The sequence below is a fragment of the Frigoribacterium endophyticum genome (assembly GCF_011759585.1).
Classification (GTDB): Bacteria; Actinomycetota; Actinomycetes; order Actinomycetales; family Microbacteriaceae; genus Frigoribacterium; species Frigoribacterium endophyticum.
The window spans coordinates 1431054-1452175 of the sequence record NZ_JAAOYV010000002.1 but is presented as its reverse complement, the minus strand read 5'-3'; the positions used below and the strand labels follow the sequence as shown (position 1 = coordinate 1452175).

At 76.7% G+C, this 21122-nt stretch carries 21 protein-coding genes and 1 pseudogene; 15 read left to right on the top strand and 7 right to left on the bottom strand.

Translation table 11 applies throughout. The features are described from left to right. The first annotated feature begins 44 nt into the window (after nt 1-44). Nucleotides 45-197, top strand: coding sequence for a hypothetical protein (locus tag FHR77_RS14275; protein ID WP_167261144.1), 153 nt, complete (start codon nt 45-47; stop codon nt 195-197). Nucleotides 198-371: 174 nt separating this feature from the next. Here FHR77_RS14275 and FHR77_RS14270 read toward each other — a convergent pair whose 3' ends face one another. After that, nucleotides 372-1175: a nitroreductase family protein gene (locus FHR77_RS14270; protein ID WP_167261142.1), complete on the bottom strand. Its 804-nt coding sequence runs from the start codon at nt 1173-1175 to the stop codon at nt 372-374. After that, on the bottom strand, nt 1175-1672 hold the full coding sequence (locus FHR77_RS14265; RefSeq protein WP_167261141.1) for a hypothetical protein: 498 nt from the start codon (nt 1670-1672) through the stop codon (nt 1175-1177). The genes FHR77_RS14270 and FHR77_RS14265 overlap by 1 nt, the downstream gene beginning before the upstream one ends. Before the next feature lie 181 nt (nt 1673-1853). Between FHR77_RS14265 and FHR77_RS14260 the strand changes: the two genes are divergently transcribed. Both FHR77_RS14260 and FHR77_RS16225 read left to right on the top strand, forming a co-directional pair. Next, nucleotides 1854-2279, top strand: a complete 426-nt coding sequence (locus FHR77_RS14260; protein ID WP_167261139.1) for a hypothetical protein — start codon at nt 1854-1856, stop codon at nt 2277-2279. A 200-nt stretch (nt 2280-2479) separates the two neighbouring features. After that, a pseudogene (locus FHR77_RS16225) lies at nt 2480-3346 on the top strand (sigma-70 family RNA polymerase sigma factor); the annotation flags it as partial. On the opposite strand, the gene FHR77_RS15660 reads toward FHR77_RS16225, so the two are convergent. Beyond that, entirely contained in the window at nt 3345-4178 is an 834-nt protein-coding gene (locus FHR77_RS15660) for an ANTAR domain-containing protein (protein ID WP_341777393.1), read from the bottom strand. The pseudogene FHR77_RS16225 and the gene FHR77_RS15660 overlap by 2 nt on opposite strands. Then, the gene (locus FHR77_RS14250) at nt 4175-5167 is read right to left on the bottom strand and encodes a glycosyltransferase family 9 protein (RefSeq protein WP_167261135.1); all 993 of its coding nucleotides are present in this window, start codon (nt 5165-5167) and stop codon (nt 4175-4177) included. Before FHR77_RS14250 ends, FHR77_RS15660 begins: the two co-directional genes overlap by 4 nt. 133 nt (nt 5168-5300) lie before the next feature. On the opposite strand from FHR77_RS14250, the gene FHR77_RS16220 reads away from it, so the two are divergent. From FHR77_RS16220 to FHR77_RS16210, 8 genes are all read left to right on the top strand, one after another. Beyond that, entirely contained in the window at nt 5301-5930 is a 630-nt protein-coding gene (locus tag FHR77_RS16220) for an HAD family hydrolase (RefSeq protein WP_243861678.1), read from the top strand. Further along, a complete protein-coding gene (locus FHR77_RS16215; protein ID WP_341777392.1) occupies nt 5927-7087 on the top strand; it encodes a glycosyltransferase family 9 protein in 1161 nt (386 codons plus the stop codon). Before FHR77_RS16220 ends, FHR77_RS16215 begins: the two co-directional genes overlap by 4 nt. After that, nucleotides 7084-8151 (top strand): glycosyltransferase, encoded by a 1068-nt coding sequence (locus FHR77_RS14240; RefSeq protein ID WP_167261131.1) that lies wholly within the window; start codon nt 7084-7086, stop codon nt 8149-8151. The genes FHR77_RS16215 and FHR77_RS14240 overlap by 4 nt, the downstream gene beginning before the upstream one ends. Continuing rightward, on the top strand, nt 8148-9422 hold the full coding sequence (locus FHR77_RS14235; protein ID WP_167261129.1) for a glycosyltransferase: 1275 nt from the start codon (nt 8148-8150) through the stop codon (nt 9420-9422). Before FHR77_RS14240 ends, FHR77_RS14235 begins: the two co-directional genes overlap by 4 nt. After that, nucleotides 9419-10225 carry a D-sedoheptulose-7-phosphate isomerase gene (locus tag FHR77_RS14225; protein WP_424956112.1) on the top strand — a complete coding sequence of 269 codons (807 nt, stop codon included), beginning with the start codon at nt 9419-9421 and terminating at the stop codon, nt 10223-10225. The genes FHR77_RS14235 and FHR77_RS14225 overlap by 4 nt, the downstream gene beginning before the upstream one ends. After that, nucleotides 10222-11634, top strand: a complete 1413-nt coding sequence (rfaE2, locus tag FHR77_RS14220; RefSeq protein WP_167261128.1) for a D-glycero-beta-D-manno-heptose 1-phosphate adenylyltransferase — start codon at nt 10222-10224, stop codon at nt 11632-11634. Before FHR77_RS14225 ends, rfaE2 begins: the two co-directional genes overlap by 4 nt. 36 nt (nt 11635-11670) lie before the next feature. Then, nucleotides 11671-12411, top strand: coding sequence for an SDR family oxidoreductase (locus FHR77_RS14215; RefSeq protein WP_167261126.1), 741 nt, complete (start codon nt 11671-11673; stop codon nt 12409-12411). Between the two features lie 334 nt (nt 12412-12745). Continuing rightward, nucleotides 12746-14137: a hypothetical protein gene (locus FHR77_RS16210; protein ID WP_243861676.1), complete on the top strand. Its 1392-nt coding sequence runs from the start codon at nt 12746-12748 to the stop codon at nt 14135-14137. Nucleotides 14138-14169: 32 nt separating this feature from the next. Here FHR77_RS16210 and FHR77_RS14205 read toward each other — a convergent pair whose 3' ends face one another. The 3 genes from FHR77_RS14205 to FHR77_RS14195 form a co-directional block, all read right to left on the bottom strand. Next, nucleotides 14170-15510, bottom strand: coding sequence for a glycosyltransferase family 9 protein (locus FHR77_RS14205; protein WP_341777391.1), 1341 nt, complete (start codon nt 15508-15510; stop codon nt 14170-14172). A 201-nt stretch (nt 15511-15711) separates the two neighbouring features. Further along, on the bottom strand, nt 15712-16671 hold the full coding sequence (locus tag FHR77_RS14200) for a helix-turn-helix transcriptional regulator (RefSeq protein ID WP_056058453.1): 960 nt from the start codon (nt 16669-16671) through the stop codon (nt 15712-15714). Between the two features lie 114 nt (nt 16672-16785). Further along, entirely contained in the window at nt 16786-17133 is a 348-nt protein-coding gene (locus FHR77_RS14195; RefSeq protein ID WP_167261124.1) for a hypothetical protein, read from the bottom strand. A 465-nt stretch (nt 17134-17598) separates the two neighbouring features. Here FHR77_RS14195 and FHR77_RS14190 point away from each other — a divergent pair, with 465 nt between their 5' ends. The 4 genes from FHR77_RS14190 to FHR77_RS14175 all read left to right on the top strand — a co-directional run bounded on the left by FHR77_RS14190 (nt 17599) and on the right by FHR77_RS14175 (nt 21108). Next, nucleotides 17599-17775 (top strand): hypothetical protein, encoded by a 177-nt coding sequence (locus FHR77_RS14190; RefSeq protein ID WP_156370169.1) that lies wholly within the window; start codon nt 17599-17601, stop codon nt 17773-17775. A 217-nt stretch (nt 17776-17992) separates the two neighbouring features. Next, nucleotides 17993-19027 (top strand): NAD-dependent epimerase/dehydratase family protein, encoded by a 1035-nt coding sequence (locus FHR77_RS14185; RefSeq protein ID WP_167261122.1) that lies wholly within the window; start codon nt 17993-17995, stop codon nt 19025-19027. A 327-nt stretch (nt 19028-19354) separates the two neighbouring features. Beyond that, on the top strand, nt 19355-20302 hold the full coding sequence (locus tag FHR77_RS14180) for an ABC transporter ATP-binding protein (protein ID WP_167261120.1): 948 nt from the start codon (nt 19355-19357) through the stop codon (nt 20300-20302). Further along, on the top strand, nt 20299-21108 hold the full coding sequence (locus FHR77_RS14175; RefSeq protein ID WP_167261118.1) for an ABC transporter permease: 810 nt from the start codon (nt 20299-20301) through the stop codon (nt 21106-21108). The genes FHR77_RS14180 and FHR77_RS14175 overlap by 4 nt, the downstream gene beginning before the upstream one ends. Nucleotides 21109-21122 lie beyond the last annotated feature (14 nt).

The following is a 21122-nucleotide window of genomic DNA, read 5'->3' as shown; positions in this document are numbered from 1 at the left end:
GCGGATCAGGTCGCTCGCGCGGCCGCGGGCGTATCGTCGGGGGCATGAGCGCAACCGACGACACCACCCCGTCCACCGCCCCCGACGGATCCACCGAGATCACCGAGGAGCAGGCGAAGTACACCGAGGAGCTCCCCGACGGCAAGAAGGCCGGGCTCGTCGACGACGACAAGGACTCGGAGTCGACCGACAAGTAGTCGGCGGCACCGCCCCACCACGCCGGAGCGGCGTCGCCCCGTCGAGGGCGGCGCCGCTCTCGTGCGCGCGGGGCAGCCGCCCGCCGCCGGCCGCGCCGTGACGAACCACGTCCTCGCAGCGGAACCACGCCGCGGCGTGGTTCGGGGGGAGGACGTGGTTCGTGACCGCGACGGTCACACCTCGGGCGGCTCGTCCCACCCCGTCTGCGGCGTGCGGCAGTCCTCGCGGAACACGTACTGCGAGATCCGCCGCCGCTCGTCGCTGACCCAGTCGATCGCCGGGCGCACCCGCTCGGGCGGCACGTGGCCGATCCGGTACACCGCCATCAGCTCGAGGTCGTCGGGCACCGCCAGCAGCCGCTCGACCTGCGCCCAGCGCTCGGGCCGCTCCATCGGGAACGACACGAACTGGATGCCGAGCCCCAGCGTGCCGGTCGCCAGCCAGAGGTTCTCCATCGCGGCCCCGAGGCTGAAGGTCGAGTAGAACGACGTCAGCGAGTCGGGCCGGTACGTCGACCGGTCGAGCATCGCGCCGAGCAGCAGCGGCGAGCCGGCGACGAGGGCGCGGTTCTCGGCGCCGAGCGTCTGCGGCACCCGCAGCGCGTTCATCAGCACCTGGCCGCGCTTGGTGAACACCTGCCCCGTGAACGGGCGCAGCGGCGCGGGCAGCTTGTCGAAGAGCATGCCGTCGCGGCGACGCTCCATCTCGGCGCGGCTGAACCGGAAGAACGGCTTGTAGCGCTCGAAGAAGGTGCCGTCCGACATCGCCTCGGTCATGCTCTCGCCGCTGATCCGCGCGACCTCCTCGATGGTCTCCCGCGACTCCACCAGGACGAACCGCCACGGCTGGCTGTTCAGCTGGCTGGGGGCGCGACCGGCGAGCTCCACGAGGAGGCGCTGGTCGGCCGCGCTGACCGGCTCGCTCGTGAAGTGGCCGTTGGTGGTGCGGCGGCGACGGACGGCCTCGACGAAGTCCATCAGCCCGCCTGCCGGGCGGAGGCGCGGGGCGCGCCGCGCAGGAGCCAGGCGCCGACGTAGGCGGGCGCCGCGGCGAGCGCGAGGCGGGCGTGCGGGCCGGTGCGCGGCGAGTTCCGGGTCAGGGCGGCGAACGGCACGGCCGAGGCGAGCAGCGACGCGGCGGCGGGCCGGTGACCCGCGACGCCGAGCGCGAGGACGGCGGCACCGGCGGAGACGGCGGTCACGACGAAGAGCGCGTGGTGCACCCAGCGGACGCGCTCGGTGCGCAGCACCCCCGTGCGCACCCCGAGCCCCACGCCGCAGGTCGCGAGGTACGCGGCCGTCGCGACGCCGAGCGGCGCGCGGCCGGTCGGCCCGACGCCGAGCGGCACCCCGCCCAGCGGCACCCGGCCGGTCGGCCCGATGCCGAGCGGCGCCCCGCCGAGCGGCCGGACGCCGAACCGCGTCGCCGCGGTCGCCGGCGCGCCCGCACCCCGTCGCCTCCCCGCTCTCCCCATGCCCCGACCCAAGCAGCAGCATCCCGCCGCGAGACCGCGCACTCGGCACCCTCGGAGGCGCGCTGTACCCCGACACGCGTCGGGCAGGACGCCGTCGCCCGGGGCAGGCATGATCCGCGGCCGAGTGGGTACGGGGTGCGCACGACGGGCGGCGAGCGCCGCCCCAGGAGGAGGCACCACCATGGCGAAGTCCCTCGCCCTGCTGCTCGCGATGGTCATCGGCGGCCACGGGCTGCTCGGCCTGTTCATCGAGGGCGAGCACCTGCTCGGCATCTTCAGCGTCGACATCACGCTCGACCTGATCTACCTCGGCTCGGCCGCCCTGCTGATCGTGGCGGCGGTGGTCGACGTGTCGCCGGTCACCTTCAGGATCCTGCTCGGCGTCGTCGCCGCCTCGCAGCTCGTGCTGGGCTTCGCCGGCCTGACCGACCAGCACCTCTACGGCGCGGCGCACACCGGCCTCACCCTGATGGACCAGCTGGTCTTCTTCGCCAACGGCGGGGCCGCCCTCGTGATCGCGCTCTTCCCCCACCCGCAGCTCGCCCTCTGGGAGGAGCAGGCGGAGCCCGCCAGCGGCCGAGGCGCGCGCGGCAACGGGGTCGGCTGACGCGGGCGCCCGGCGGGCTGCCCGAGGCCCCGGGGAGGCGCCCCGGTTGTACCCCAGGACCTGAGCGACGCTCGGTGGGCCGGGGAAGGTAACCGACGACCCGTGACCCTGACAAGGGGGGCACGGGTGGTCGCACGCCGTGGTTCGGTCGGACCCACCACGACGGCGGCCGAGCAAAGAGCCGCCCCACCTCAGCTGGGATGAGGCAGAACGCCGTGCACACGACCACCACCGACCGACCCACCACCACGACCGCCGACCGCCCGGCGACCGCCGAGCGCTCGGCGACCGCAACCGTCACGCCCCTCGCCGAGGCGCGGGCCGGGCACGACCACGGCCACCGCGCCTCCTCGGCCCGCACGCCCCGCGAGGAGCGCCGCCGCCTCGAGACGCTCGAGCTCTACGCCGCCGCCGCCCGCGCGGGCACCGCCGACGACGAGCGCGACCGCCGCCGGCTCGTCGCCCACGTCGTCGAGCGCCACCTCGACGTCGCCGACGCCGTGGCCCGCCGCTACTCGTCGTCGGGCGACGAGTGGGCCGACATCCGCCAGGTCGCCTGCGTGGGGCTGGTCAAGGCCGCCCTCCGCTTCGACCACGGCAAGGGCGAGGACTTCGTCGCCTTCGCCGCGCCGACCGTGTCGGGCGAGATCAAGCGGCACCTCCGCGACACGGGGTGGTCGGTGCGGCCGCCCCGCCGCCTGCAGGAGCTGTGCGCCGCGGCCGTCGTGGCCCGCGCCTCCCTCGAGCAGGAGCTCGGCCGCGAGCCCACCGACGACGAGCTCGCCGACCACCTCGGCCAGCCGGTCGCCGAGGTGCGCGAGGCCCTGCTGGCCCGCCGCGACCGCTGGGCGACCTCGCTCGACGTGCCCGTCGGCGACGCCGAGGGCGGGGGCCGCGGCACGAGCCTCGGCGACGCCCTCGCCGCCGACGACCTCCTGCCCCGGGCGGAGGCGCGGTGCGAGCTGGGCCGCCTGCTCGCCGGCCTCGGGCGCCGCGACCGTCAGCTGGTGCAGCTGCGCTTCGTCGAGGAGATGAGCCAGGCCGAGATCGGCCGGGTGCTCGGGGTCACGCAGATGCAGGTGTCCCGCCTGCTGACGAAGCTGCTCGCGCGGCTGCGCCGGGAGCTGGGCGAGGACGAGCCCGACGCGGCTGCTCCGGCAGCTGCCGCGTCTCGACCAGCCGTGCGGCCACCTCTCTCAGCTTGACGTTGCCCTGCTGCGACCAGCGCCGCAGCACCGAGAAGGCGGCGTCGGCGTCGAGGTCGAACCGCTCCATGAGGATGCCCTGCGCCTGGCCCACGACCGTGCGGGCCTCACGGACGGACTCGAGGTCCGCCGCGGCCCTCAGGCCGGCGAGCGCCACCGCGACCTGGCGCAGCAGGAGGCCGAGCGGCTCGTCGCCGACGTGGCGGCGGAGCGACCCGGCCGTCGCCGAGCTCAGCGTCAGCACGCCGAGGTCGACGCCCCGCGCCGCCAGGCCCACGGTGAGGGTCGTGCCGACGCCCTCGGCGGCGAGCGCGGCGCACCAGGCGGGCCAGCGGGGGTCGCGGGCGGTGTCGTCGACGAGCACCGCGCCTCCGTCGTCCGGAGCGGCGCCGACGCCCGCGCCCGGGATCGAGCCCGTCGCAGCAGGCCCGGCCCCGGCCCCGGCCCCGGCACGGAGCGTCGGCCGCGGCGAGGCGTGCCGGTCGCGCAGGGCGTCGAGCCGTTCGCCGCGCGCCGAGGTGGCCGCGACGAAGGGCGTGCCGTCGCCCGTGACGTGGTCGAGCCGCACCGACACCTCGTCGCACCGGGTCAGAGCCCGCACGTAGCCGACGGCGCGCTGCACGGTGACGCGCAGGTCGGGCTCGGACTGGAGGTCGGCGGCGAGCGAGGCGAAGAAGTCCTCCTCGGTGCTCACCGGTCGGCCCCGGCGACGGCCGCGGGCACGACCCGCAGCACGCCGCGGCCCGCCGCGACGACGTCCGTCGCGGTGACGGCGAGCAGCGCCGGGTCGGGCTCGGCGCCGAAGGTGTCGCCCACCCGGAGGCGCGCGTCGGTGAGCACCACGTGCGGGCCGGCCTCGGGCGGCCCCCACTCCTCGACGGGCGCCGGCCCGAAGAGCACGACGGAGGGCGTGCCGTAGGCGGAGGCGAGGTGCGCGGCCCCCGTGTCGACGCTGACGACGAGCGCAGCCTCGGCCACGAGGGCGGCCATCTCGGCGAGGTCGATCCGGCCCGCGAGCACGTGCTCGCGCACCTCGTCGTCGCCGAGGTGCGCGGCCGCGGCGACCTCGAGGGCGCGCGGCCGCTCGGCGGCGCTGCCGGTCAGCACGACCCGGTGGCCGTCGTCGCGGAACGCCCGCACGACCGCGGCGAAGCGGTCCACCGGCCAGTGCCGCGAGGCGTAGAACGCGCCGACGTGCACGACGACGGCCCCCGGTGCCGGGCTCGGCGCGGCAGGTCGGTCGATCCGGACGTCGTCCTGGTCGGCGGGCATGCCGTGCTCGGTCGCGAGCCGGGCCCAGCGGTGGCGCTCGAGCACGCCGTCCTCCCAGGCGGGGCCCGCCCAGCCGGGGCTCTCGTGGCCGAGCCGCACCCGCGCCTCCAGCTGCTCGAGCACCCCGCGGCTCTCGGGGCCGTTCCCGTGCAGGTTCATGACCGTGTCGATCCTCCCCGGCTCGACGCCGAGCGGGTGGTCGAGGCCCGGCGTCGGCCAGAGCACGTCGAGGCCCCCGACGAGGTCGGCGATCGGCTCGAGCCAGCCGGGCACGGCGAGCACGACGCGGTGGTCGGGGCGCTCGCGCCGGATCGCGTGCAGGGCGGGCACCGCCACGAGCAGGTCGCCGAGCTTGAGCGCGCGCAGCGCGAGGAACTCGGGGGTGCCGTCGGGCTCGGGGAGTCGTCGCATGCGGCCACCGTGCCACGGCGAGCGGCCCGACGACCAGGGCTTGCGCTCGGAGCAGGAGGGCACCAGGAGAAGGGCATGCAGGAAAGGCGGCCACGCACGTTTGGGGGGAGCCGCGAGGGGGAAGGGCGCTGGCATGACCAGCTCGAGCCGCGCCTCCGGACGGGTCGGCGCGGTGCTCCTCGACCGCGACGGCACGCTCGTCGTCGACGTGCCGCAGAACGGCGACCCGGCCCTGGTGCGCCTCGTCGACGGGGCGCGGGAGGCGGTGGCCGCGGTCCGCGCGGCCGGCCGCGCCGTCGGGGTGGTCACCAACCAGTCGGCGATCGGCGAGGGCGTGCTGACCCGCGCGCAGGTCGACGCGGTCGACGCACGGGTCGACGAGCTCGCCGGCCCGTTCGACGTCTGGGCGGTCTGCCCGCACGCCGTCGACGCCGGCTGCGCCTGCCGCAAGCCGGCGGCGGGGCTCGTGCGGGAGGCGGCGGCCGCGGTCGGCGCCGACCCCGCCGACTGCGTCGTGGTCGGCGACATCGGCACCGACGTCGGGGCCGCCCGCGCGGCCGGGGCGTTCGGCGTGCTCGTGCCGACCCCCGTCACCCTGCCCGGGGAGGTCGCCGACGCGGCCGCCGGGCCCGGCAGCGCCGTCGCCGGGAGCCTGCGGGAGGCGGTGGCCCTGGCCCTGGAGCACCTCGCGGAGCGCCTGGGGCCGGCCGAGCCGACGTCGGCCCCCGCCCCTGCCCCTGCCCCGACGGAGGCCCGCCCGTGACCCGCCGCGTGCTCGTCGCGCGCCTCGACAGCGCCGGCGACGTGCTCGTCTCCGGGCCCGCCGTCAGGGCCGTCGCGGCCGCCCCCGACGTCGAGGTCACCCTGCTCTGCGGCCCGCAGGGCGCCGCCGCCGGCCGCCTCCTGCCCGGCGTCGACCGCGTGCTCACCTGGGCCGCGCCCTGGATCGTCGACCCCGCGCCCGCCGCGACCCCCGAGCACGTCGCCGACCTCGCGGCCCTCGTCGCCCAGGCGCGACCCGACGAGGCGGTCGTGCTCACCTCGTTCCACCAGTCGCCGCTGCCGCTCGCGCTGCTGCTGCGGCTCGCCGGCGTCGGCCGGATCACCGGCGTCAGCACCGACTACGCGGGCAGCCTGCTCGACGTCCGCCTGCGGCCCGGCGAGCAGCTCGACGACGACCAGCCCGAGCCCGAGCGGGCCCTCGGCATCGCGGCGGCGGCCGGGTTCGCCCTGCCCGCCGGCGACGACGGGCGCCTCGCCGTCGACCTCGACGACGGCGCCCGCCGCGCGGCCGCCGCCCTCGTCCGCGACGTCGCGGGCGACGCCCCGTACGTCGTCGTGCACCCCGGGGCCGCCGTCCCCGCGCGGGCGTGGTCGGCCGAGCGGAACGCCGAGGCCGTCACGGCCCTCACGGCCGCCGGCTGGCGGGTGCTCGTCACGGGCTCGCCCGCCGAGGCCGAGCTGACCCGCCGCGTCGCCGGCGCCGACGGGGTCGACCTCGGCGGCCGCACCGACCTGCCGACGATGGCGGCCCTGCTGGCCGACGCGGCGGCCACGGTGACCGGCAACACCGGCCCCGCCCACCTCTCCGCCGCGGTCGGCACCCCGGTGGTCAGCCTCTTCTCGCCCGTCGTGCCGGCCGTCCGCTGGGCGCCGTACGGCGTCCCGGTCGCGCTGCTCGGCGACCAGGGCGCCGCCTGCCGCGGCACCCGGGCCCGCGAGTGCCCCGTCGCCGGGCACCCCTGCCTCACCGGGGTCTCCGCCGACGACGTCGTGGCCGCGCTGGCCGGGCTCGTGGGGCGGCCCGGCCGGGTCGGGAGCGGGGACGACGACCCGGCCCGCGACTCCCGCACGACCGCCCCGACGAGCACCGCCCCGACCCGCACCTCTCCGACCCGCACCGTGGAGGCCGCCCGATGAAGATCCTGCTCTGGCACGTGCACGGCGGCTGGGCCGACGCGTTCGTGCGCGGCGCCCACGAGTACCTCCTGCCGTCGACGCCCGAGGGAGGCGCGTGGGGTCTCGGCCGTGCCGGTCGCGACTGGCCGGAGGCCGTGCGCGAGGTCGACCCCGGCTCCCTGCGCGACGCCGACGTCGACCTCGTCGTGCTGCAGCGCACGGAGGAGCTCGCCGAGGCGGAGCGGCTGCTCGGCCGCCCGCTCGGCACGGGCCCCGGCCGCGTGCCCGCCGTGTTCGTCGAGCACAACACCCCGCGCGAGGCCGTGCCGAACTCGGTGCACCCGCTCGCCGGGCGCGACGACGTGCTCGTCGCCCACGTGACGGCGTTCAACTCCCTCTTCTGGGACTGCGGCGACGCCCCGACCGTGACGATCGAGCACGGGGTCGTCGACCCGGGCCCCCTCTACACCGGCGAGCTCGCCCGGCTGGGCGTCGTCGTCAACGAGCCCGTGCGCCGCTGGCGCGTCACCGGCAGCGACCTGCTGCCCCGGTTCGCCGAGGCCGCCCCGCTCGACGTCTTCGGCATGGGCGCCGACGGCCTGCCCGACGCGCTCGGCCTCGGCCCCGACCGGATGGCCGTCGTCGGCGACCTGCCCACCCGGCAGCTGCACCGGCGGCTCGCCCGCTGCCGCGTCTACCTGCACCCGATCCGCTGGACGAGCCTCGGGCTCTCGCTGATCGAGGCGATGCAGGCCGGCATGCCCGTGGTCGCGCTCGCGACGACCGAGGCGTACCGGGCCGTGCCCGCGGGCGCCGGCGCCGTCTCGACCGACCTCGACCTGCTCGTCCGCACCGCGCGCGGGCTCGTGGCCGACCCCGACGCCGCCCGCGCGGCCGGCGAGGTCGCCCGGGCGCACGCGCTCGAGCGGTACGGGCTGCGGCGGTTCCTCGACGAGTGGGACGCCGTGCTGGAGGCGGTGGTGACGGAGGGCCCCCGGGCCGCGGCCGCGCTCCCGTCGGGCTCGCTGCACGCCGGCCCGCCGACCGGGGCGGCCCCGCCCCCGAGAGAGAGGACTCCCGCATGAGGATCGCGATGGTCTCGGAGCACGCCAGCCCGCTGGCCGTGCTCGGCGGCGTCGACGCCGGCGGCCAGAACGTGCACGTCGCCGAGCTGTCGGCCGCGCTCGTCCGCCGCGGGCACGAGGTCACGGTGTTCACCCGCCGCGACGACGCCGAGCTGCCCGACCGGGTGACGATGCCGTCCGGCGTCGACGTCGTGCACGTCACGGCGGGGCCGGCCGAGCACGTGCCGAAGGACGAGCTGCTGCCGTTCGTGCCGGCGCTCGCCGACGGGCTCGAGCGGGCCTGGCTCGCCGCGCGCCCCGACGTCGTGCACGGCCACTTCTGGATGAGCGGCGTCGCCGCCGTCGACGCCGCCCGCCGCCCCGCGGTGCGCGACGCCCGGGGCGGCCGGGCGATCCCGGTCGTGCAGACCTTCCACGCGCTCGGGCACGTCAAGCGCCGCCACCAGGGCACGCTCGACACGAGCCCCGCCGAGCGCGCGGAGCTCGAGCCGCAGGTGGGCCGCAGCGCCGACACGGTGATCGCCACCTGCTCCGACGAGGTGTTCGAGCTCCGGTCGATCGGCGTCGCCGCCGACCGGATCGACGTGGCGCCCTGCGGCGTCGACTCCGGCCTCTTCACCCCGGAGGGCCCCCGGGAGTCGCGGGGCCGGCCGACGAGGATCGCCACCGTCGGCCGCCTGGTCGCCCGCAAGGGCCACGGCACCGCGATCAGCGCCCTGGCCCGCCTCGTCGACGAGGGCCGCGACGTCGAGCTGCTCGTCGTCGGCGGCCCGCCGCGCGACCAGCTCGCGGGCGACGAGACCTACCGGGCGCTCTCGGCCCTCGCCGAGGAGCTCGGCGTGCGCGACCGCGTCGACTTCCGCGGCCAGGTCGCGCAGCCCGAGCTGCCGACCGTGCTGCGCTCGCTCGACGCCCTGGTCTGCGCGCCCTGGTACGAGCCGTTCGGCATCGTGCCGCTCGAGGCGATGGCCTGCGGCGTGCCCGTCGTCGCGGCCTCGGTCGGCGGCCTGATCGACACCGTCGTCGACGGCGTCACCGGGCGGCTGGTGCCGCCGCGCGACCCCGAGGCCGTCGCGAGCGCCCTGGCCACGATGCTCGACGCCCCCGAGGCCACGCGCCAGCTCGGCCGTGAGGGCCGCCGCCGGGCCCGCAGCCGCTACTCGTGGGACCGCATCGCGGCCGGCACCTCCGCGAGCTACCGCTCGACCATCGCCCGCTCGACGGCGGAGGCCCGCCGCCAGCTCGCCACGACGAAGGGAGCCTCCCTGTGAGCTCGACCATCCGCACCCGCCCGCTCACGATCGTCCGGACGGCGACGAGCCCGGCGGAGCGCGCCGAGCGCGACCTCGCCGGCACGTCGGCCCCGGGGCCGCGGGCGACCGACGCGCCTCCCGCCCCCGCGCCTCCGGCGCCTCCCGCCCCGCCGGCACCGCCGGCGACGTCGACCCCGACCGCCGTCGGCGCGCCCGTCGACCACGCCGCGCTCGTGCGCGAGCACCTCGTGACGCTCGACCCGGTGCTGCGTGCCCTCGGCGACGAGGCCGAGCACCTCCGTGACTGGGGCGTCGAGCTCGCGGCCCGGCTCGGTGGCGGCGCCCGCCTGCTCGCGGCCGGCAACGGCGGCTCGGCGGCCGAGGCCCAGCACCTCACGAGCGAGTTCGTCGGGCGCTTCGCCGCCGACCGCCCCTCGTTCTCGGCGATCTCGCTGCACGCCGAGTCGAGCGCCGTCACCGCGATCGGCAACGACTACGGCTTCGACCAGGTCTTCGCCCGCCAGGTGCGCGGCCACGGCCGTGCGGGCGACGTGCTCGTGCTGCTCTCGACGAGCGGCGCCAGCACGAACCTGATCGAGGCCGCCGAGGCCGCGCACGAGATCGGCGTCACCACCTGGGCGCTGACCGGCCCCGGGCCGAACCCGCTGTCGTCGGTCTGCGACGACGCGATCACGCTGCCCGGCCCGTCGTCGAACGTGCAGGAGGCGCAGCTGATCGCGGTGCACTCCCTCTGCCTCGTGTTCGACGCCGAGGTGGCGCGCACCGGCTCGACCGGCCCCGACCGCGGCGGCCGCGCGTGAGCGGCGTCGTCGTCGTCGGCGACACCCTGCTCGACGTCGACGTGGTGGGCTCCGCGACGCGGCTCAGCCCGGACGGGCCGGTGCCCGTGCTCGACGTCGCGACCCGCAGCACCCGGGCCGGAGGCGCGGGGCTCGTGGCCGCGCTGCTCGCGCTCGACGGCGTGCCCGTGCAGCTCGTCACGGCCCTCTCGGACGACGCCGGCGCCGACGAGGTGCGTCGCGCCCTCGGCGACCTGCCCGTCGTCGCGGGCGACCTGCGCGCCGGCACGCCGACCAAGACCCGCGTGCGCACCGACGCGGGCCACGCGATCGCGCGCGTCGACGACGCCTGCGGGCCGGCGCCCGCCCCGCTCGTCACCGACGAGATGCTCGCCGCCGTGCTCGCGGCCGACGCGGTCGTCGTCGCCGACTACGGCCGGGGCGTCACGGGCGTCGAGCGGCTGCGCGAGGCGCTCCGCACCGTCGCCCGGCGCGGCACGCCCGTCGTCTGGGACCCGCACCCCGCGGGCTCCGCGCCGGTCGCCGGCTGCACGGTGGTCACGCCGAACCAGGGCGAGGCGTCGGCGCTGCACGGCTCGGCCGTGGCCGACGTCGCCTCCGCCGGCCGGGCGGCGGCCGAGCTGCGCGACCGCTGGGGCGTCCGCTCCGTCGCCGTCACGCTCGGCGGTCGCGGCGCCGTGCTCGCCGCCGAGGGCGCCGGCGACGTCCCCGCCCACGTCCCGGCGCCGACCGTCGACGCCGCCGACCCGTGCGGCGCCGGCGACCGGCTCGCCTCCGCCCTCGCGGTCGCCCTGCTCGGCGGGGCGCCCGTCGACGAGGCGCTCGCGACCGCGGTGCGCTCGGCGGCGGCGTTCCTCGGCGGGGGCGGGGTCGCGGTGCTCGACCTGGAGGCGCTGCGGGGCGGGAGCGGGACCGGGGCCGATGCCGCGCCTCCGGCGCCCGTGGCCCTGCCCGGCACCGACGCCCTCGCCGTCGCCCAGCGCGTGCGCGCCGAGGGCGGCACGGTCGTGGCGACCGGCGGCTGCTTCGACCTGCTGCACGCCGGGCACGCCCGCACCCTCGCGGCGGCCCGTGCGCTCGGCGACTGCCTCGTCGTCTGCCTCAACAGCGACGCCTCGGTGACGCGCCTCAAGGGCCCCGAGCGGCCGATCATGTCGCAGGGCGACCGCGTCGACCTGCTGCTCGCCCTCGAGTGCGTCGACGCCGTCGTCGTCTTCGACGAGGACACCCCGCACGCGGTGCTCGACCGCGTGCGCCCCGACCTCTGGGTGAAGGGCGGCGACTACTCCGCCGAGACCCTGCCCGAGGCCTCGCTCGTGGCCGGCTGGGGAGGGCGCACCGTGACGGTGCCGTTCCACCCCGGGCGGTCGACCACCCGTCTCGCCTCGGCGCTGGAGCGCGTGGGCTGAGACGGTGCTGACCACCACCCCGACGGAAGGAACCCCATGACCGACACCAGCAGCAGCACCGGCGCCCCGGGCGCCCAGAGCGGCCGGCGCGGCCCCGGGCGCGTGGTCGTCACGGGCGGCGCGAGCGGCCTCGGCGCCGCCGTCGCGCACGCCGTGCAACAGGCCGGCGGCACGCCGATCGTGCTCGACCTCGACGTCTCGCGCGTGCCCGAGGGCATCGAGTCGCACCGCGTCGACGTCTCGGACTCGACCGCGGTGGAGGCGGCGGTCACGGCCGCCGCGGAGGCGCACGACGGCCTCGACGCCGTGGTCACCGCAGCCGGCGTCGACACCCCGGCGCCCCTCGACGGCCTCAGCACGGCGTCGTGGGAGAAGATCGTCGGCGTCAACCTGTTCGGCACCGTCTCGACCGTGCGCGCCGCGCTGCCGCACCTCAAGGCGTCGCACGGCAAGGTCGTGACCGTCGCCTCGTCGCTCGGCATCAAGGCCGTGGGCGACGCGACCGCGTACTGCGCGTCGAAGTTCGGCGTGGTCGGCTTCACGCGGTCGCTGGCGGCCGAGCTGAAGGGCGTGGTCGGGGTGACGACGCTCATCCCCTCGGGCATGGCGACGCGGTTCTTCGACGCCCGCGACGAGCAGTACAAGCCGCAGGACGACTCGCGCCTGCAGGACCCTGCCGACGTCGCCGACGCGGTGCTCTACGTGCTCGGCATGCCGGCCCGGAGCGAGATCCGCGAGCTCGTCGTGACCCACCCCGAGGAGGACAGCTGGCCCTGAGCAACGCTCGCGTCTACACGATCGAGGGCCGCGGGTCCACCCCTCGCCCCGGACGGGGGCCACGTCTACCGTTGACGTCACGCAGTCGATCGGAGGCCCGAACCCCGGTCGCCACGGCAGACCCGAGCCCGAACGACGGCCCGTCGACGCGTCGCTGCGAGACCTGGACCCTCGCGGCCGGAACGCCCTCCCCTGCCCCACCCGTGGCGGAGGAGGGCGTTCCTCTGTGCGGGCGGTCGCGCACGAGACAGAGCGCGCGCTCAGCACGGGAGATATGCGGTGTGTAGCATTCCGGTCAGCGTGCCGCCTCGGCACGCCTGACCCAAGGAGCACCATGCCCCCGAAGAAAGCCTGCCTCGCGACGATCGGCGCCACCGGCGTCGTCCTCGCCTCCCTCGTCGCCGGCCCCGCGTTCGCGGCGCCCGCGCCGACCGCCGGCGCCGCCAGCACGACCTCCTCGGCCTCGACGGCCGAGGCCGGGGATCTCGTCACCCCCGTCCTCACCGCCACGGAGGTCGGCAGCGGCCTCCTCGTCGTCGACGTGCAGGGCACGCCGCGCTCGATGGTCGAGTTCACCTACGACGACGGCCAGGTGCGGCGCGTCCAGCTCGACGACTCCGGCCACAACACGATCCAGCTCGGCATCGACAACGCCCGTGCCTACGACTTCCGCATCCAGGTGACGCTGACCGACGAGGCGGGCCAGCTCGTCGACCGCCTCGACTTCGTCTGGAGCGTCGACCCCCGCGAGGTCGCGCCGCCGGTCGACCCGGGCACGCCGGCCGACCCGGGCTCCGGCCTCCTCGCGTACGACGTCGAGTCCATCACCCAGGACTACGCGCAGGTCGTGCTGACCGGCCCCGCCGGCCAGGCCTACAGCGTCTTCGACGCGCACGACTACTGGGCCGGCAGCGGCACCTTCTCGCCGGAGGGCACCGCCCGGGTCAGCCTGTGGGCCCCCGAGGGCGTGTCGTCACGGTTCGTGCTGAACCTGAAGGAGGGTTACGACATCGTCGACTCGGTCGACGTCGTCATCGACCGCACGGCCGGCGACCCGGTGACACCGGTCGAGCCCGAGGTGCCCGTCGAGCCCGAGGTCCCGGTCGAGCCCGAGACCCCCATCGAGCCCGAGACCCCGATCGAGCCCGAGGTGCCCGTCGAGCCGGAGACCCCCGTCGAGCCCGAGGTGCCCGCCGAGCCCGGCGACGACCTCGTCTCGGTCGACGTCTCGAGCCTCCGCGGGGGCTACGCGAGCCTCGACCTGACCGGCCCCACCGGCCACTACTTCACGATGACGGGCATGGACGGCCTCTGGGCCGCCAGCGGCCTGTTCGGCCCTGACGGCAGCGCTCGCGCCTCCGTCGAGGCCCCCGTCGGCAGCACCAGCTACACGCTGACCGTCCGCGACCTGTACCAGACGATCGGCACCCAGACCGTCACGGTCGTGAACGACGGCCAGACCGTCGAGCCGCCGGTCGCCCCGGCACCCGCCCCGGGCGTCGAGGTCGGCCAGGTCTCGGCCGGGGCCGCGTCCGTCACCGTCACCGGCGGCCTCTTCGAGCGGTTCGTCATCTACGACGCACACGGGCGCCAGGTGCGCGCCGGTACGACGCTCGGCTACACGGGCACGGTGTCCGTGCCCGCCCCGCTCGGCCAGGTCACGTCGTACGAGGTGCTCCTGGCCGAGTCGGGCGAGCGCTTCGCCTTCGAGGTCGACGCCCGCTAGGTCGCGACTTCGACGGCGACGCGGGCCGGAGTTCAGCTCGCGTCGACCGAGGCCCCACCGGGGCGAGCCGCCGTCCCGGCGAGCAGCTCGCCCCGGGCGGGGTCCGGCGCGGCGGTGCCGTGCCGCGATCGCTCGTCCCCGTCAGGCTCGTCGACGTGACGCCGGCCGGCAACGTCGTGGTCGCGCTCGTCGAGGTCACGCCCGACCCGCTCGCCGCGGTCGGCGAGCACCCCGTCGAGCACCTCCCGCGTGTTCTCCCACACCTCGTCGACCGTCACGGAGTCGACGACGCTGACGTCGTGCTCGCAGCGCTCCGCCGTCCACCCCACCTGCGTGATGTCGGCGCCGCACACCGGGCAGGCCGTCGTGTACGCCATGGCGACGCGGTGCCGCGTCCGCCCCAGGGCGCCCGCGTTGATCACGTTGCCGAACCAGAACACCGAGCTCGTCGCCGTGCCGACGGCCTCCGCCACGTGCCGCGGGCCGCTGTCGTTCCCCACGAAGGCGTCGACCGACGCGAGCACCCCGACGAGGTCGGAGAGGCTCAGTTGACCGGCGAGCGAGCCCACCAGGGAGGCACGGCGAGGCTCCCGCGCGCGCGCCACGGCCACGATCCGGTCGGCCAGGGCGACGTCCTCGCCCTCGCCGACGACGACGGCCCGCACGCCGTGGTGCGAGAGCCGGGCCGCGAGGTGACCGAAGCGGTCAGGCGACCAGCGCCTCCTCGGGTCGCTCGCCCCGGGATGGAGCGCGACCACCGGGCGACCGTCACCGCCGGCGCCCGAGCGGCCGAGCAGCTCGGCACCGCGCTCGAGCTCGGCCGGGGTCGGGGTCAGCACCGCGCCTCCCGCAGGGGCCGCCCCGGCGAGCGCGACGACCTCGAGGGCCCGCAGCACCTCGTGCTGGTAGTAGACGTAGGGGATCGTGCGCTCGAGGGGCACCGCGTCGGAGGTACGGGTGCCGATCGTGTGCCGTGCCCCGAGCCGCAGCAGGAAGGGGTTCGAGTTGCGACCGCCACCGTGCACCTGCACCGCGAGGTCGTAGCCCCGGGCGCGGTGCCGCTCGACGAAGCGCTCGGTGGCGGCCTCGTCGACCTCGGTTCCCGACGCGTCGCCCACGCCCGGCACGACCGGCAGCACGTCGACCTCGTCGACGACGTCGGGCCGCCCCGCCAGGAGCGCGCGGTGCACGGGCGACCCGAGCAGGGTCACCGAGGCGCCCGGGTAGGCGGCGCGCAGCGCGGCGATCGCCGGCAGCGCGAAGACGAGGTCGCCGAGCCCGCCGCCGCGCAGCACGGCGATGCGCCGCACGTCGGGGAAGGGCTCGCCGAGGGGCGGGAGTCCGGGGATCGTCTGGCGTCGGTCGGGGCTCACGAGGGTCCTCTCTCTGGTGGCTGCCCCCTGCCCGGGCGCGCCCGGGCTCAAACGGGCGGGCCGCCGGGCGCGTCGCTGCCGGGGCGTCGAGACGACGCGGCGTGGGCGACGCCGGGCGTCGAGACGACTCGTCCTGGGCCGTGCGGGCCGTCGAAGGCCCAGGTGGAGGCACCTCGGCGCCACGGCGCAGCGGCAGCCGCGCTAGTGCGCTCGCTCGAGCGTCTCGCTGGGGTACTCGCCGAACTTCTCGGCGTAGGCCGCCGCGAACCGGCCCGCGTGCGCGAAGCCCCAGTGCTTCGCGACCTCGGCGACCGACGTGCGGTGCGGGTCGCTGACGAGGAGCTCCTCGCGGATGCGGTCGAGCCGGAGCGCGCGGATGTAGCCGTTCGGCGTCGTGCCGACGTGCTTCTGGAACGCCTGCTGCAGCGCCCGCACGCTGACGTGGGCCACCTCGGCGAGGTCGACCGAGGTCAGCGGCAGCTGCACGTGGGCGTGCACGTGCTCGATGGCGGCGCGCACGTGGGCGTTGCGCGGCAGGAGCAGCTCGTCGGGCAGGGGCGAGCCCTGCTGCGGGTAGAGCTCCATCAGGGCGATCGCGCCGAGGCGGCCCATCTCGGCCTGCAGCAGCGGGCTCGCCTCGCCGTCGAGCACGCTGCGCGAGATCAGCGTGACGCTGTTGCGCCAGAGCGCCATCGCCTGCTGCCGCGGCTCGACGGCGTGGTCGAAGCGGAGCTGCGCGGGCGTGAAGCCACGCTCGGCCGCGAGGTCGTGCACGGTCTGGCGGTTGATCTGCACGAGCCGCTGGTCGTAGTCGGAGAACGCGAAGCGGAACGGCACCGACGGCCAGAGCCGGGGCTGCCCGGCCTCGAGCCGGATCTCGTCGGGCCCGACGTCGAGCGTGCCCTGGCCGCGGGTGATCCACTGCATGACGTAGTCGTCGCCGGGCGGCATCTCGCCCTCGATGCGGCCCTCGAAGCGCACCGCCCTCAGGCTCATGAACTGGTCGCCGGCCGACGAGTACCGGTACGAGAAGGGCGCGTCGGAACGCTCGGCGCGCCACTCGATCCCCTCGTACGCGTGAGCGAGGGTGTCGCGGGCTTCGTCGAGGTCGTCACCGTGGGCGTCGACGCGGAAGCGTCGCTCGTCGTAGTCGTCTGTCATCCGCGATGGATCGTGCCATGAGCCACCGACACTGCTGGCGCGCTGTCCGGATAGCGCACTGGGCCGCACCCCTCGGGCACCGGCCTCGCCGTGGCGGCACCCCGGGGAGTCGCCTCAGAAGTCGGTCGCGCCGACGCCCGTCTCGTAGACGGCGAGCAGCATCGCCGCGGCCGTCCTGGCGTCGCGCGTCGGCCCGTCCGGCCCCATGACCGGGGCCTCGACGAGCGCGCCCTCGATCATCAGCACGATGGCGTGGCCGAGGGGCGGCGGGTAGCCGCCCTCGCGGCAGAGGCGGTCGACGAGCCGGGAGAGCTCGAGGACGTGCCGCTCGGCGGTCTCGACGTCGCCGCCGGCGTGGAGGCACGGGCACGGCGGGGCGGCCGTGTGGTCGGAGGCGATGAAGCTGAAGAGGGAGAGGACCCGGTCGCGCGGGTCGTCCACGGTGCCGCTGAACGCCTCCATCGCCCGGAGCCAGACGGCGTGCGCGTCGGTCTCGGGATGGTCGAGGAGGGTGTCGGTGGATGTCAGGACATCACGCTTTCCGGGGTTCGCGGGGGAGCCCTCACTGTAGGCGGGGCCGGTGACCGCACGGTCAGGGGACGCCGCGACTGTCCGGTCTCGGTCTCCGCGGCGCTCCCGGGCGTCCGGTTTGCGACGCCGCCGTCGGGCCGCGGTCGAGGGGGGAGATCGAGGGGGCGGCGCGCCGTAGTCTCAGCGGACCGGTCCCCGACTCCGGGCGACGCCTCCCGGAGGCACGTCGAGCCCCCGCTCATCGAGCACTCGACCGTCGCACCCCGATCCCCGCCCCGCTCCTCGCCCGGGCACCACCGAACGGACCCCCATGAGCATCCCCGTCTCCTTCACCGACATGCCCGTCACCGAGCCGATCGACATGGTCGCCGTGCTCGCGCAGCTCGCCGACGCCGCGTGACCCGCCCCGTCGACGACGCCGCGGGCCGCGCCCGCACCCCCAGCCGCGCCGAGCTCGCCGCCCTCCAGCCCGAGCAGCTCGTGGCCGTGCTCCGTGCGCGGCTGCTGGTCCCCGAGCTCACGGCCGGCTCGAGCCGCGCCCGCACGACGCAGGGCAGCGGCGCGCGCCGCTAGGCCGTACCGCGCCTCCGCGCGGGCTGCCCTCCGCGGCTCACCCCTCCCCGCGCGAACCCCCTCTCAGCTCCCTTCTGACCTGCAAATGCCGACCGTAGAGGTCCTGATCACCGGATTCCCCGTCATCAGACGGGCGGATCGGGGCACCTGGTCGGCAAGTGCACCTTCCGCGCGACGTCGGTGACGGGGAGGAGCCCCGGCCTGGTTGGCTCGGGGCATGACGCGCACCCTCATCCTCGGCGGGACGGCCTGGCTGGGCCGCGAGATCGCGGCGGCCGCCGTCGCGCGGGGCGGCGAGGTCGCGTGCCTGGCCCGCGGTGAGTCCGGCGCCGTCGCCGAGGGAGCCCGCCTCGTCCGTGCCGACCGCCGCGACCCGGCCGCGTACGACGAGCTCGTCGGCGAGTGGGACGAGGTGGTCGAGCTGTCGTCCGACCCGGCCCTCGTGGGGCCGGCCCTCCGCGCGCTGGCCGACCGCGCCTCCCACTGGACCCTCGTGTCGAGCGTCTCCGTCTACGCCGACACCGCGACCCCGGGGGCCGACGAGTCGGCCGAGCTCGTCGAGCCGGTCGACCCCTCCGTCTACGCCGACTCGAAGGTCGCGGCCGAGCGGGAGTCGGCGGGCCGGCTCGGCGACCGCCTGCTCGTCGTGCGCCCCGGCCTCGTCGTCGGGCCCGGCGACCCCAGCGACCGCTTCGGCTGGTGGCCCGGGCGGATGCACCGCGGCGGCCGCGTCGTCGTGCCGACCACGGAGGGGCGCTGGGTGCAGGCCGTCGACGTCGGCGACCTGGCCGCGTTCGTCGAGCGGGCGGGGCGGGAGGGGGTCGTCGGCACCGTCGACGCGGTGGGCGAGCCGGTGCCGCTGGAGGAGTTCCTGCGGGAGGTGCGGGTCGCGGTGGCCTCGGAGGCTGCGGTCTCCGGGGGTGTCGGCTCCGGGGCGGTCGGCCCCGGGGCGGCGCTCGAGCTCGTGACCGTCGACGACGCGACCCTGCTCGCCGCCGGCGTCTCGTGGTGGGCCGGGCCGCGGTCGCTGCCGCTCTGGCTGCCGCTCGACGCCGGGGGCTTCGTGCGGCGGAGCGGGGCGGCGTACGTCGCGGCGGGCGGGGTGCGACGGCCGCTGCGCGAGACGGTCGCGCGGGTGCTCGCCGACGAGCTGGCCCGGGGGCGCGACCGGCCCCGCCGCGCCGGGCTCGACGCGGCGGACGAGACGGCGGTGCTCGCCGTCGTCGACGCGCAGGTCGCGCCGCGGGGGTAGGCGCGGGGCGCGGGTGCGGGTGCGGGTGCGGGTGCGGGTGCGGGTGCGACTGGCCTACGGCGCGGCTCGCCGGGCGGAATGCGAGAGCGATCCGACTTCTCGACCCGTGACTCCCGCCTGCCCTGGCTCGCCCGCGGCGGATCCCTCTCGAATTTGAGAGATCGGGTTCGTCAGCTCCCGCATCCGAGAGAGGTCGGGGTCGTCAGCTCCCTGAGGCGGGCGGGGCCGGACGGGCGTCGTCCCTCCCCAGGGCGTCCACCGGTCGGTGGATGCACCGTCCTCCGACCGGTCGTGCCGACCGGGTCGACGCCCGGCGAGGCTGGGGGGATGACCACACAACCCGCCGTGCGCGTGCGCGGCCTCACCAAGTCGTACGGCGACCGGCCCGTGCTGCACGGCCTCTCGTTCGACGTGCGGGCCGGCGAGACCGTCGCCGTGCTCGGCCCGAACGGCGCCGGCAAGTCGACCACCGTCGAGATCCTCGAGGGGCACCGCCGCCGCACCGGGGGCGAGGTCGCCGTGCTCGGCGTCGACCCCGCCCGGGCCGACCGCGCCTGGCGTGCCCGCGTCGGCGTCGTGCTGCAGTCCAGCGGCGGCGACGGCAGCTCGACGGTGCGCGAGATCGTCCGCAGCACCGCCCTCGCCTACCCCGCGCCCCGCGACGCCGACGAGGTGATCGCGGCGGTGGGCCTGACCGCCCAGGCCGACCAGCGCCTCCGCAGCCTCTCGGGCGGTCAGCGTCGGCGCGTCGACGTCGCGCTCGGCATCGTCGGCCGGCCCGAGGTGCTGTTCCTCGACGAGCCGACCACGGGCTTCGACCCGGAGGCGCGGAGGGCCTTCTGGGGCGTGGTCCGGTCGCTCTCCGACACGGGCACGAGCATCGTGCTCACCACCCACTACCTCGACGAGGCGGCGCAGCTCAGCGACCGGGTCGTCGTGGTCGCGGCCGGCCGCGTGGTCGCCGAGGGCACACCCGACACGCTGGGCGGGCCAGGGGCACGGACTCCGCACGTGCGCTGGACAGGCCCCGACGGGCGCGCGCACGACGTGACGACGGCGGAGCCCGCCGCGCTGGTCGCGCGCCTGGTGGCCGACGGCGTCGAGCCCGCCGGGCTCGAGGTGGTGCGACCGACCCTGGAGGACGTCTACCTCGGGCTCGTCGCCGAGCCCGAGCCGGTCGACGCGGCGGACGAGGCGGATGCACCCGCCCCCGGCACCGCCGGCACCGCCGGCCCCGTCGGCACCGCCCGCATCGTCACAGAGGAGGCGCGATGACCGTCCTGACGCTGGGCCTCGACCGTGCCCGCACCGAGGTGCGCACCTTCTTCCGGGCCGGCGACACCGTCCTGTTCACCTTCGCCTTCCCGGTGATCATGCTGCTCGTCTTCTCGACGGCGTTCAGCGAGCTGTCCGACTTCGGCGAGGCGCCCGACGGCTCGGTCGTGAACGCCGCGACCTACTACCTGCCCGGCATGATCGCCTCGGGCGTGCTGCTGATCGGCGTCCAGTCGCTCGCCGTCGACATCGCGGGCGAGCGCGCCGACGGCACGATGAAGCGGCTGGCGAGCACGCCGCTGCCGGTCGCGTCGTGGTTCCTCGGCAAGATCGGGCAGGTGCTCGTCACCGGTGCGCTCCAGCTGGCCCTGCTGCTCGCGGTCGCCGCGCTGGCGTTCGGCGTCGACCTGCCGACCGACCCGGGCACCTGGGCCCGGTTCGCCGGCATCTGGCTGCTCGGGCTGGCCACGACGTCGCTGCTCGGCATCGCCCTCTCGCGCCTCCCCCGCTCCGGCCGCAGCGCGACCGCCGTCATCGTGCCCATCACCGTCGTGCTGCAGTTCGTCTCGGGCGTCTACCTCCCGTTCTCGCAGCTGCCCGGCTGGCTGCAGTCGGTGGCCTCGGCCTTCCCGCTGCGCTGGCTGGCGCAGGGCGCCCGCAGCGTGTTCCTGCCGCCGGAGTTCGCGGCGGCGGAGCCCTCGGGCAGCTGGGACCTGCCGTCGGTGGTGCTGTGGCTCGGCGTCTGGCTGGTGGTCGGGCTCGGGGTCACGCTCGTGACCTTCCGCTGGATCCGGCAGGATGACTGACGACCGACCCGGCC

Coding starts and splice junctions, on each gene's coding strand:
- FHR77_RS14180 (WP_167261120.1), top strand. CDS start 19,355: ATGACCACACAACCCGCCGTGCGCGTGCGCGGCCTCACCAAGTCGTAC.
- FHR77_RS14200 (WP_056058453.1), bottom strand. CDS start 16,671: ATGACAGACGACTACGACGAGCGACGCTTCCGCGTCGACGCCCACGGT.
- FHR77_RS14195 (WP_167261124.1), bottom strand. CDS start 17,133: ATGGAGGCGTTCAGCGGCACCGTGGACGACCCGCGCGACCGGGTCCTC.
- FHR77_RS14275 (WP_167261144.1), top strand. CDS start 45: ATGAGCGCAACCGACGACACCACCCCGTCCACCGCCCCCGACGGATCC.
- FHR77_RS14250 (WP_167261135.1), bottom strand. CDS start 5,167: ATGCGACGACTCCCCGAGCCCGACGGCACCCCCGAGTTCCTCGCGCTG.
- FHR77_RS16210 (WP_243861676.1), top strand. CDS start 12,746: ATGCCCCCGAAGAAAGCCTGCCTCGCGACGATCGGCGCCACCGGCGTC.
- FHR77_RS14260 (WP_167261139.1), top strand. CDS start 1,854: ATGGCGAAGTCCCTCGCCCTGCTGCTCGCGATGGTCATCGGCGGCCAC.
- FHR77_RS14270 (WP_167261142.1), bottom strand. CDS start 1,175: ATGGACTTCGTCGAGGCCGTCCGTCGCCGCCGCACCACCAACGGCCAC.
- FHR77_RS14240 (WP_167261131.1), top strand. CDS start 7,084: ATGAAGATCCTGCTCTGGCACGTGCACGGCGGCTGGGCCGACGCGTTC.
- FHR77_RS16220 (WP_243861678.1), top strand. CDS start 5,301: ATGACCAGCTCGAGCCGCGCCTCCGGACGGGTCGGCGCGGTGCTCCTC.
- FHR77_RS14235 (WP_167261129.1), top strand. CDS start 8,148: ATGAGGATCGCGATGGTCTCGGAGCACGCCAGCCCGCTGGCCGTGCTC.
- FHR77_RS14185 (WP_167261122.1), top strand. CDS start 17,993: ATGACGCGCACCCTCATCCTCGGCGGGACGGCCTGGCTGGGCCGCGAG.
- FHR77_RS14175 (WP_167261118.1), top strand. CDS start 20,299: ATGACCGTCCTGACGCTGGGCCTCGACCGTGCCCGCACCGAGGTGCGC.
- FHR77_RS14215 (WP_167261126.1), top strand. CDS start 11,671: ATGACCGACACCAGCAGCAGCACCGGCGCCCCGGGCGCCCAGAGCGGC.
- FHR77_RS14265 (WP_167261141.1), bottom strand. CDS start 1,672: ATGGGGAGAGCGGGGAGGCGACGGGGTGCGGGCGCGCCGGCGACCGCG.